This is a genomic window from Pseudomonas sp. BF-R-19 (assembly GCF_019956445.1).
In the GTDB taxonomy this organism is placed as follows: Bacteria; Pseudomonadota; Gammaproteobacteria; order Pseudomonadales; family Pseudomonadaceae; genus Aquipseudomonas; species Aquipseudomonas fluorescens_BH.
Genome location: NZ_JAHBDN010000086.1, coordinates 18,047 through 29,465 on the forward strand (window position 1 = coordinate 18,047; position 11,419 = coordinate 29,465).

The 11,419-nt window shown below is 59.0% G+C and carries 5 protein-coding genes and 4 pseudogenes; 4 read left to right on the forward strand and 5 right to left on the reverse strand.

From position 1 onward, the window contains the following. The first annotated feature begins 110 nt into the window (after positions 1 to 110). Positions 111 to 1,825: pseudogene (gene mobH, locus KGB28_RS24980) on the forward strand (MobH family relaxase). 395 nt (positions 1,826 to 2,220) lie between these two features. Here mobH and KGB28_RS24985 read toward each other — a convergent pair. Both KGB28_RS24985 and KGB28_RS24990 read right to left on the reverse strand, forming a co-directional pair. Continuing rightward, positions 2,221 to 2,973 carry an SDR family NAD(P)-dependent oxidoreductase gene (locus tag KGB28_RS24985; RefSeq protein ID WP_223448293.1) on the reverse strand — a complete coding sequence of 251 codons (753 nt, stop codon included), beginning with the start codon at positions 2,971 to 2,973 and terminating at the stop codon, positions 2,221 to 2,223. Between the two features lie 102 nt (positions 2,974 to 3,075). Beyond that, on the reverse strand, positions 3,076 to 4,416 hold the full coding sequence (locus KGB28_RS24990) for an MFS transporter (protein WP_411740601.1): 1,341 nt from the start codon (positions 4,414 to 4,416) through the stop codon (positions 3,076 to 3,078). Positions 4,417 to 5,552: 1,136 nt separating this feature from the next. On the opposite strand from KGB28_RS24990, the gene KGB28_RS24995 reads away from it, so the two are divergent. The 3 genes and pseudogenes from KGB28_RS24995 to KGB28_RS25005 all read left to right on the forward strand — a co-directional run bounded on the left by KGB28_RS24995 (position 5,553) and on the right by KGB28_RS25005 (position 9,338). After that, on the forward strand, positions 5,553 to 5,801 hold the full coding sequence (locus KGB28_RS24995) for a helix-turn-helix domain-containing protein (RefSeq protein ID WP_223448298.1): 249 nt from the start codon (positions 5,553 to 5,555) through the stop codon (positions 5,799 to 5,801). Between the two features lie 240 nt (positions 5,802 to 6,041). After that, positions 6,042 to 6,283: pseudogene (locus KGB28_RS25000) on the forward strand (acyl-CoA dehydrogenase); the annotation flags it as partial. Between the two features lie 265 nt (positions 6,284 to 6,548). After that, entirely contained in the window at positions 6,549 to 9,338 is a 2,790-nt protein-coding gene (locus tag KGB28_RS25005) for a LuxR C-terminal-related transcriptional regulator (protein WP_223448295.1), read from the forward strand. 346 nt (positions 9,339 to 9,684) lie between these two features. On the opposite strand, the pseudogene KGB28_RS25010 reads toward KGB28_RS25005, so the two are convergent. From KGB28_RS25010 to KGB28_RS25020, 3 genes and pseudogenes are all read right to left on the reverse strand, one after another. Next, a pseudogene (locus tag KGB28_RS25010) lies at positions 9,685 to 10,479 on the reverse strand (IS5 family transposase); the annotation flags it as partial. Between the two features lie 140 nt (positions 10,480 to 10,619). Continuing rightward, a pseudogene (locus KGB28_RS25015) lies at positions 10,620 to 10,799 on the reverse strand (transposase); the annotation flags it as partial. 418 nt (positions 10,800 to 11,217) lie between these two features. After that, positions 11,218 to 11,419 (reverse strand): DUF5938 domain-containing protein (locus KGB28_RS25020; RefSeq protein ID WP_223448296.1); only part of this gene is annotated, 202 nt, incomplete at its 5' end.

Sequence of the window (11,419 nt, forward strand, 5' to 3'; positions counted from 1 at the left end):
CACAAGCCAAAAGGACGGGTAAGGGCTGGAAGGGAATGGGGACTCAAGGGTAAGAGCGCTACCCGAAAAAGCTAGAAGGCCACTGACCCAGTCACTACCCGGAGGTCACGATGCTCAGTCTGTTTCGCCACAAAAGGCAGAAGCCCCCTCCGCCACTTTCCGTGAGCGTCGCCGAAGGCTACCTGCCCATCGAGTCGGCCCACAGCTTGTTAGCAGCGGAGCACCGCCGCCAGTTACTCGATCGCATCTGGCAGTACACCGCCCTCTCCCACGCGCAATTCACCCAGCTCTACATAAATCCGATCCATCGCTACGCCGAACAGGTCCAGCAACTCCCGGCCAGCGAGACGCACCACCATGCGTATCTCGGCGGCATGCTCGACCATGGCCTGGAGCTGGTCGCTTGCAGTTTGAAACTGCGTCAGTCCTATCTACTGCCCGCCGGTGCCGCGCCCGAAGACCAAGCCGCTCAGACCGACGCCTGGTCCGCTGCCATCGCCTATGGCGCCCTGCTGCATGACATCGGCAAGATTGCCGTTGACCTGCAGGTCGAACGTCAGGATGGCCGTCTTTGGCATCCCTGGCACGGCCCCCTGGATCAGCCCTACCGTTTTCGCTACCTCAAAGGTCGCGACTATCACCTGCACGGCGCTGCCGCCGGCTTGCTTTACACCCTGATTCTCGACGGCCCTATCTTGGACTGGCTCAGTGGATTTCCGTCGCTGTGGGCCAGCCTGCTGTATGTCCTGGCGGGTCAGTACGAACGTACCGGCGTGCTGGGTGAGTTGGTGATTCAAGCCGACCGCGTCTCCACCGCGCAGAACATCGGCGGGAATCCAAGCAAGGCGCTGCAAGCGCCGATTCATTCGCTGCAACACCACTTGATTAGCGGACTGCGACATCTGGTTCAGCACGAGCTGAAACTCAACCAGCCCGGTGCGGCGGGATGGCTGACTCAGGATGCACTGTGGCTGGTCAGCAAGACGGTCACGGACAAGCTGCGAGCCTATCTGCTGTCGCGGTCGATCGAGGGCATTCCCTCATCCAACAATGCCGTGTTCGACGAACTGCAATCGCATGGGTTAGTCGAGTCTACCCCGGAAGGCAAAGCCATCTGGACCGCGCTCGTGACACAGGGAAACTGGGAGCAGAGCTTTACCTTTCTGCGCCTTCAGCCGGCGTTGATGTGGGGAAGCGAAGACCGCCCTGAGGCTTTCAATGGAACGGTGAGCATTGCAGTCGATGACCAATCAACTGATGCACCGATATCACCACCAGCCCCCAAGGCAGTCAGTAAACAACCAACTCAAAGCCCATCGCAGTCCGCCCCATTGGCGATGGAGGATGCCGACTACCTCGGCACGCTGCTGGACATGTTCGAGTCGGGGGAGCCTGAGGCCAGTGATGCACCGTCAGAAATCGCTCTCGAAACCTCACTCCCTCCTTCGGATAACCCTGGCCAGGCGTTTCTGAATTGGGTCAAAGAAGACATTCTGAGCCACAAGCTGGTCATCAATGACAGCAAGGCCAAAATCCACACGGTGGGTGGCAGCGTATTTCTGGTCACGCCTGGTCTCCTCCAACGCTACGCGCAGGGGTTTCGCAGGGTTCAGATCAGGAGATTGACGAATGGCGTTGGGTGCAAAAACAGTTCGAGAAGCTGAAAGTTCACAGGAAGCGAGACAACGGTCTGAATATCTGGACATGCCAAGTGCAAGGCCCTAGGAAGAAAACCATCTTGAAGGGCTACTTGATTGAGGATCCGTCGCTATTTTTTGAATTGATGCCACTCGATAATCCTTTTCTTAAAATCGAAAAAGATTAAAGTTCAATGGCACCTCATTGGTGGGGATCGAAACGCAGGTGATGATGACTTTGTCTTGTGTCTTGCCCATGGTTGCCTCTCGGTATGAAGGAAGATGAGCGTCTGGCGCTCGACCGCCAGCCACTCGGAAAGCAGCCTTCCGTCGGCTGCAAATTGCTGAGGGGATGCCGTCGAACACACGCAGCTGTGCCCCAGAACACATACCCGGCTGCACACGCTCAGTGCGACGGCTGGTGTGATGCCCCCTCCGGTTTGCGCCATACCCGCGAAGGCGAAGTGCAGTTTGGCTTCAGCCAGTTTTCCTCAGTCACTTCCAATGCAGCAAAGGGGCGATGCTGGTACATGAAGCGGCTCCTTTGGAAATGGGCCGTGCCCCCGCCCGCCTCCTGCAATACTCAGATCTGGGCCTTACCGCCGTCGACGAACAATTCGATACCGTTGACAAAGCTTGAATCGTCGGAGGCAAGAAAGACTGCCGCCTGGGCAATTTCGTCCGGATCGCCGACGCGGCCCATTGGGATCCGCGAGGCCAGGGCATCGAGCATTCCCTGCTGCCGTGCGGCGTCAGGGCCGACCAAGCCAAAGAAACCCGGCGTCTTGGTGGGTCCGGGGCTGAGCGTGTTGACCCGGATGCCGCGCCCCTTGAGATCGAGAATCCAGTTGCGGGCGAATGAGCGTACGGCGGCCTTTGAGGCGGCATAGACACTGAATGCCTCGGTGCCGCCGCTGGCGGCGGTGGAGCCAATCAAGATCACTGATGCGCCGTCCGCAAGTAATGGCAAAGCCTTCTGAACAGTAAACAGTACGCCCTTGACGTTACTGCCAAACGTGTCGTCATACTGCTCCTCGGTAATCTTCCCAAGTGGCAGCAGCGAGCCGCCGCCGGCGTTGACGAACAATACGTCGATCCGACCGGTTTCCGATCTCACCCGATCAAACAGCGTGTCCAGTTCAGCCATATTCGATGAGTCAACCCGGATGCCGGTGGCGTTACCAATCTCGGACACCGCGGCGTCGAGTTCGGACTGTCGTCGGCCGGTGACAATGACATGCGCTCCTTCGCTAGCGAACCGCTTAGCCGTAGCGAGCCCGATTCCGGTAGATCCACCGGTAACAATTGCGATCTTGCCTTCAAGTTTGCGTGACATGGAGTTCTCCGTAGTTGGTCGTCAGATGAAACCCGATTCATCAGCGCCGGCCCGCTGCCGCACCGCTTCCCAGCGGGCAGATCAGCGAGTAGGTCTCGAGCATCAAGGCCGCTGCCCGACCGCGCTCGCGTCGTGGCTGTGCGAAGAGGTCGACGACTTGTACTTGACCAGAGCAGCCGCGACACCGCCGATCATCGCGGCCATTGCAATGGCGAGGAAGTTCTGCTCCAGCGGCAGCTTCATCGAGACCAACTGCCCGATTACGATCGGCGCCGAGATCCCGCCGATGCGCCCGACCCCGGACGCAAAGCCGAGTCCCGTCGAACGGATCGACGTCGGGTAGAACTGCCCGGCATACGCGTACAGCATGATCTGCGTGCCCAGTGTCGACGCGCCGACGACGGCAACAATTAGGAACAGCGGCTGCGCGCCGTAGCCGAGCAGCGTCAGCGAGACCGCGGCGACCGCGAAGAATGCACTCGTCACCCACTTGATGTTCAGCTTGTCGGCGAGCCATCCGCCACCGACTGCGCCGACGACTGCACCGGCGTTGTAGGCGAGCAGGAAGTTCAGCGCGGAACCGAGGCTGTAGCCGGCCATGCCCATCAGCTTGACCAGCCACGAACTGAGCGCATAGAGCATGAACAGGCAGCTCATGAAAGCGACCCAGAACATCACCGAACTGAAGCCGCGGCCGTCCAGGAACAGCCTGCCTACGGTCGGACCTTCGGCCTTGTCCTCGGCCGGAACGAGGAACTCCTCGTGCGGCTCGAACCGCATGTCCGGCCGGATCTTCCGGACCACTTCGCGCAAATGCGTGTCGTCGTTCTTCTTGATCAGGAACGGCAGCGACTCAGGCATGTACTTCAGGATGAACGGGATCAGCACCACTGGGGCGCCCGCGGCGATGAACACCGATTGCCAGCCGTAGGTCTCGATGAATTGCTTGCCAAGCAGCGCGGCGAGGATGCTACCGACCGCGTAGCCGCAGCACATCAGCGCGACCATCACGCTGCGCACCTTCTTCGGCGAGTATTCGGTCATCTGCGCGGCCGCATTCGGGATCGCGCCGCCGATACCGAGCCCGGCGAGGAAGCGCATCACGCTGAAGGTAATCGGGTCGTTGGTGAACCCGGCAGCCGCGGTGAAGACGCTGAAGAAAAACACGCAGATCGCGATCGCCCAGCGGCGGCCGATCTTGTCGGCCAGCGCGCCGAGCCCGATCGCACCGAACATCATGCCGAACAGCGCCGAACTGGCCATGAAGCCCGCGGTCGCGGCCTCGACATTCATTGCCTCCATGATCGACGGAAGCGCGATGCCGGAGACCGCCAGGTCGTAGCCGTCGAGCACCAGGATCACGAAACACCAGAGCAGCACGGACCAGTGAAAGCTGTTGAACTTGGCCTCGTCGGCCAGTTTGTGAACATCTATCCGGTGCATGTTTGAATGAGCTGTTGCCAGCTCGGGGCGGGTTGACTTCATTGGTTTGTCTCCTTTTATTTTTATTTTCTGTATGAGGTTCAGCATGCGGCGCAGGTAACCACATTCCGGGCCGAGAGCTCACGGCCAACGACCGCCCTTGCATAGACAAGGGCGCTCCCCTTAGTCCGAGCAGGCCGCACTACCCTCACACGCGAGGGGCTTCATGCAGTCGTTCACCCCGCGCACGACGTACTTGGCAGGGTACAGTGCGATGAGAATCTCGACTTCGTCCTCGGAAGCCCCGGTGCACGCGCTCCAGATCGAGTTCACCCTTTTGGCCAGCGATAGCACGGCGCCGTCGCTGCGCCCATCACGCATGTGGCAAAAGATCAGCGTTTCGGAGGTAGATTCTTCCGAACAGTAGGCCCTCGGGCGTGGCTTCATGGAATACGACGCTTATCAGGTCGAGCGGCGAGAGGATGATCTCGCTGATCGCGCTCGTGACCTAGCTGGCAATCTTGGCCTTGTCGCTAGATTCGATTCCGACCTTGCATTCGCAAACAATGACGGGCATGTGGTGTCTCCGTGAAGTTGGGTTATTGAGGCCCGCAGTTTCTCGGAACGTCGCCGCTGATGATTGCAACGCGGCGCCACCCTTGCTTGAAAGTGCCATACCATGGATTTCTGACCGAGACGCTTGCGTATGCGTCAAAAACTTTGCCGAAGGATCTGAGCTGGATAGCAAGGCACATTTCGAAGCCGACCGGGGGCTCAGCAACATGATTCGAGGGCCAGTGAGCAGTTTGTACCTCTTCTGCGGGCCGCATACACATGCCAAGGTGTACTATGGGCAGAAGCAAAGTGACGCGGTTGACGCCCATGCGTCGGCGACCGGAGCATTCACCACTGAACTGATTCGCTTGCGAGGTCAAGGGAGAGGCCGAACGCAGGGTCAAAGCGCAGGCGAGCAATGCAGACAGCCTCTACGGGTTGTTCGCCGAGGGCTGGGCAATGCAAGCACTCGCCCTACTGGCGCGGGTCGATGGCAGCCAGACAGCCACCGTTCGTCTGTGCGGTGGCCTTGCACCTAGCAGCTTGCGGCGCGTTATCGAATACATCGAGGCCGACTTGTCGAGACCGTTCACGATCGAGGGCTGGCGCAAGTTGCCGGTGTCAGTTCCCGGCACTTCATGCGGGCTTTTCGCGAAAGTACCGGGCAAATACCCCTGCGCGTTGTGTACAGTCTGCGTCCCGAGCGGGCCAAGGAGCTCCTCTTGGATTCCCGTCGCACCGCAGCTGAAGTCACGCTGGATTGCGGCTTCAGCCACGCTCAGCACTTCAGCACTGCATTCAAAAAGGCGACCGGCGTGACACCTTCCGATTTCCGGGCTGCGACCCGCTGATGCGTCATACGGCCCTAGCAAGCCTGTCGGACTTGATCACTGTGCTCCAGGATAATCCCGACACCGCCCAGCCGATGATCGTTAGGAATGCGCTGCTCTAGCGTCGTATAGCTGAACAGCTCGTTTTGTTTGAGGTCGAGTCCACGCATCGGCTTGGGCTGAAGTCTGGATGGAAAGGATGGCCGTCATTTTGCCAGAGCCAAGTGGACTCTGGCTTTTTTCAACGGCCTGCTAAAGCCCCCCCAGAACAATGGCAGTTTCAAGGTCACAGGCACGAAGATCTTCATCACCGGTGGTGAGCACGATCTAACCGAAAACATCATTCACGTGGTACTAGCTAAGCTGCCGGACGCCCCAGCGGCCCGAAAGGGATCTCACTGTTCTTGGTGCCGAAGTTTATGGTCAATTCCGATGGTTCACTGGGCGAAAAGAACTCGCTATCCTGCGGTTCAATCGAACACAAGATCGGTATCAAAGGCACCAACGGAATCCAGGCCCTAGATTTATTAGGCCGCAAGATTCTAGGAGACAAAGGCAAGGCACTCAACGACTTCCTAACCGAAATTCGCGCGCTGAGCGCATGACTACGCGGCGATGCGGACTGCCTGACTGCCTGACTGCCTGACTGCCTCTACGAACTCGCCACCGAGCAATTCTAAATTTACCTTAGCCCCAGAGCTTGCGTTAAAGTGGTCTACGCACCTCCGTGCGCCGATCAGAACAATAAAAAGCGGGCCCTTATCCATGTTGATTACCAAACTCCTGCCTCCACGCTACCACCACGCCCCACTGCTGCGGGAGCGCCTACTGGATCGCCTGAACAACGTAGCCTATGAGCGACTGATCTATGTCCGCGCGCCCGGCGGCTTCGGCAAGACCACTTTGCTAACGCAATGGCGCAGAGCGCTGATCGAGCAGGGGCACAAGATTGGCTGGATCAACCTGGATGAAACCGACAGCGAAGAAAGCCAGTTCCTAGGCTACTGGGTCGCAGCGCTAAAGCAGGCAGACTGCCAGGCGCAGCAGCAACTGATAGACGCTTACGAACGCGGGCACCCAGAGACCCTGGATAACTTCCTCACAGTACTGGTGAACCTACTCGCTGAATTCGAGGACGAGCTCTATCTGATCCTCGACGACTACCACTGCATCGACAATCCGCAGATCCATTACTTCCTCGGTCGTGTGGTGAAGTACGCTCCGGCCAATTTCCACCTAGTGATTAGTTCGCGTAGCGAGCTACCCGCATGTTTGGAAGCACAGCGCCATAAGAATCGTGGCAACGAGCTGAACGTGCGCAGTCTGCGGTTCTCCGAAAGTGAAACCCAGGCGTTCCTTTACGAGCGGATGGCGATGCCGGTAAATGCCGAGTCCTGCCGAGCCCTGTTTGAGGCCACCGAGGGCTGGATCGCTGGTATCCAGATGCTCGCACTTTCGAACGAACTGAAGGACCCAGACCTGAAAGACTGGAGTAAAGGACTCTACCCTCTGGCGGAAACTATCCTGGAGAACACCCTGAGCAACCTACCCGGGGACACCCAGGACCTGCTGCTGCGACTCTCCGTACTGGACCGCTTTAACGTCGAGCTCTGCGAAGAAGTACTAGGGGTCAGAAACGCCCAGCACATCCTCGAAAGTTTGGCCGCCGATGGCCTACTGCTGGTGCCGCTAGACCACGACGAGCAATGGTACCGCTTCCATGCGCTGTTCAGCGAGCACCTGCGTCAACGCCTGGCTAAGCGCGTGGTGGCAAGCCTCGGCGACCTGCACCTGCGCGCCAGTCGCTGGCTGGACGCAGAAGATCCACAGAGCCGCCTCAGCCTTTCGTCCTTGCTGCGCGAGTGCAAGAGCGAGCTCAACGCCGTCGATCTACCCTCCTTCCACTATCGCGCCAGCCTCTGGTTCGAGCGCAAGGGCCATCTGGTCGAGGCCGTGCACCACGCCTTGGCCTCCGAAGGGGAAGAACGCGCTTACGACCTGATCGACCGTTGCGTCATGAACGTCCTCGCGACCGGTGACCTCAACACCATTCTGGCCTGGACTGACAAGGTGCCCTCCGAGGAGCTGGCCCGCCGCTGGCACCTGCGCGTGGCACGTTTCTGGGCCATGGTGCTGGGTGGCCTGCACCTGCAGAACGCTCGCCAGGAACTGCAGGCCCTGCACCAGGCCACCGCTATTAAGGGAGGCATCAACGCCTTCGAATACCAGGTCTGTCAGCGCACATTCGATCTGCTCAGCGGCAATAGCTTGTCCACACTCGAGCTGCTGAAACACTGGCCACCCAGCGGCGACAACTACCACAACGGCGTCGCTTGCAACGCCCTGATCTACGCCCTGGCCAGCTCCTCGCGCTTCGATGACGTGCCCAACATCCTGGCCCACCATCCTGAGCCGCCGCCCAGCGCCACACGTGGTTTCACCTACGCCTACCGACAGTCCTTCATCGGCTGGATCCAGTTCCTCAAGGGCAACCTTGGCAAGGCCAGCGCCGGGCTCGGCGAAGCGTTGCAGCGGCTGGACGAGAACTTCGGTAGACGCTCCGCGCCCTCCTGCGTGGTCTCAGGTTACCTGGCCGAAAACCTGTACGAGCGCAACGACCTGGACGCCCTTAAGAGCCTGCTCAGCGGCCGACTGGACGTCATGAACGAGCGGGTGTTCTTCGAGAGTTATATCCGTGCCATGCTGGCAGGTGCGCGTCTGCACCACCTAAAAGGCGATAACGATGCCGCCCATGAATTGCTGGAGCGCCTGCGCCTGTTCGGCCAGGTTACCAGCCTGCTCCGCCCTGTCGCCGCAGCCTTAGCCGAGCGTGTCCGCCTGCTGTCACTGGACGGCGACTGCCATGGGGCCAGGCGCCTATTGGCCGAGCTGGAGTGCCTGGCGACACCCTATGCGGCGGAGCTAACGCCGGCAGCGATGGGCAGTACCTTGGACATTTCCGTCGTGGCCATCCTGTCGTCCGCCCGCTGCGCGCTGAACGAAGGCGACGCGGCAGATGCCCTGCACCAGTTGGAGCGCCTCCAAAACCTGACGCCAGAGTTGCGCCTGGACTACTACGTCAAAGTACGCCTGCTGCATTGCCTGGCGCTATTCCAGTTGGATGACTCCAGCTGGGCCGATGCGCTGCGCCAGTTGCTGGATCTCGGCGCACGCTGCCAGATGGTTCGCAGCTTCTGCGACGAGGGCGTGCAGTCGCTGCGGATGCTGCAGGCCTTGGTGGGCACGCTGCCCTCCGCGGCTCTGGAGGAATATCTAGTTCAGATCCTCGCCGGCTTCGAGCAGACCGCGCAGGCGCGACTAAGCAAGCCCGACCGGTGGCACCCTGAGTACCACCTGAGTGGCCGCGAACAGGATATCCTCGGACTGCTGGTGCAGGGCATGCCGAACAAGCGCATTGCCTTGGCACTGAACATCTCGGCGGAAACCGTGAAGTGGTACCTCAAGAAACTCTTTACCAAGCTGAATGTAAGCGACCGCGTTCACGCCGTCGACAAAGCCCGCCGCGAGAAACTCGTCTGCGACATGAATGCGGATTGAGCCTCCAACCCCCAAAATTTCGAGAGAAATTAATTACGACGAGCCAGCAACTACCTCGGCACCTCAGAGGCGAACAGTTCGACCATAGCGAGGCCAATGCTCTTGCCGCCGCCGGTGATGATGGCGGTCTTGCCTTGCAGAAAATTCTTAACGGGGAACTCTCCTGGCGGATTCGCTCCAAGCAAAAGCGTTGATGCCTAAGAAGACGCTGAACAATTCCCCCCTTTCACGCCGAGCCCCATTTTCAAACCGTTTTTTCAACCCAACGGTCTTATTCTGCGTTTCTGGGGCCGATTTCAGGCCCTATTTTGCTGATTTGCGGGTAAGTCCCGCCTTTCAGACGGATTTATCCCGCCGCGCGTTGCAAATACTTCCTGGCCAGCATCAGCTTGGCTACCCCGAACAGGCTGAATAACTGCGCCGTATTCTTTTCCAGCCCGCGATAACGGACTTTGCGATGGTTGAAGCGCACTTTGATCACTTGGAATGGATGCTCTACCTTGGCAAGTAGTTGCGCCTTGGCGTATTCGATCTTGCGCTTGACCCGGAACAGCACACTGTCTTTGCCATGATACTGGTAGGTGCTTGGCCGCGCTGCAATCGGCCAGATAACGTCCCGTTCAGCAAGCTCCGGTCTCTTGGCCGCACCGGTGTATCCAGAGTCTCCTGAGACATAGGTTTCGGCACCGTGCAGCAGCTTGTCGACTTGGGTGACATCAGCCACGTTGGCCGCCGTCCCCACCAGGCTGTGCACCAGCCCCGACGTGGCGTCGACACCGATGTGGGCCTTCATCCCGAGCAGCAGACCACGACTGGCCAGATGTTGGTTGATCGTTTCAAACAGCACCCGCGTCAGCTGATGGGTCTCCAGCAAGCGGCGAAAGCGCAACAAGGTGGTGGCATCCGGTGCCGACTCGCGGCCCAGGTCGATGCCCATAAAGCCACGAATGGCCTGGCTGTCGACGGCATCTTCGGTGCCCTCATCGGAGAAACCGAAACACTGCTGCACGACATACATGCGCAGCATGCGCGACAAGCCAATCGAGGGGCCCCGCGCTTGCCGGTGGTGTCGCCCATAGAACGGCGCCACCTGCGCCTCCAGTTGTGCCTAGGGCACTAACTGTTCCAGAGTGTGTAAAAACGCTCTGACCTCATCGTTTTCGATCATCAACGTTCGTTGGCTGAGCGATTGCTCAGACAATGCCGCAGGTGTATTAGTCGTGACCTAGAACACGTCAATGGTGTTTTTAGAGACTCCGAGAAGGCCAAGAATCACCCTTTTTAGGATGACAGCGCTTTCATCAAACTGTTGGCACCGACGATTTTCATGACCCGTTTCAAGTTGTACGCGAGCACATTCAAGCTCATCTTCGCACTCACCCCGTCAAGCTTTCGGGTCAGGAAGTGCGTCGCACCCATTCATTGTTTCAGCGTCCCGAAGGGATGCTCAACGGTCCGTTTCGGACGCGCATCACTCTGGTACTTTGCTCAGTGAGACCTGTTTATCCGGCGATTCGTTGAGCTGGATTTCGATCGCTTGGCTATTTATGCTGCGCCTCACTAAGGTCCATCCATTCGCGCTTGTTGGCTCTGCAATTGCTTACCGTAATTACCCCGTGCGGCTATGAATCGCCCGCAATGATGAGGTCTTAGCAGGTGTCGTCGCACGCGCGGCCGACCAGAGAGATCTAGCACAGGAAACTGGTCGCTAAGTTCCCCGGCATCCGAGATGCCGAATAAGAGACACGCGAACGTAAGCTAGACCAAGTACCGAAAGGCTTCGAAATAAGGTGGATGTGCCAAAACCAGCCTGACAGAGTCAGCATGAAAAAAAGCGGCGTGGGTCGGGTAACCCAACGCCGCAAAGCGTCGAAAGCAATCAGTGGCGAACTATCACTTCGACCAAACCATCGCGCTCCATGGCCGCCAGCAGATAACGGGCGCCAAACGCCTTGGCCGGACTGACGAAGCCGGCCGCAGAGACTTCCCCCGCGAGGATGCGTTCGATCCCGGCAACCGCTATCGATCCGGCCTGCTCATAGGCGCAGTTACCCTGAAGAATGACCGTTGATTGGCTTGCC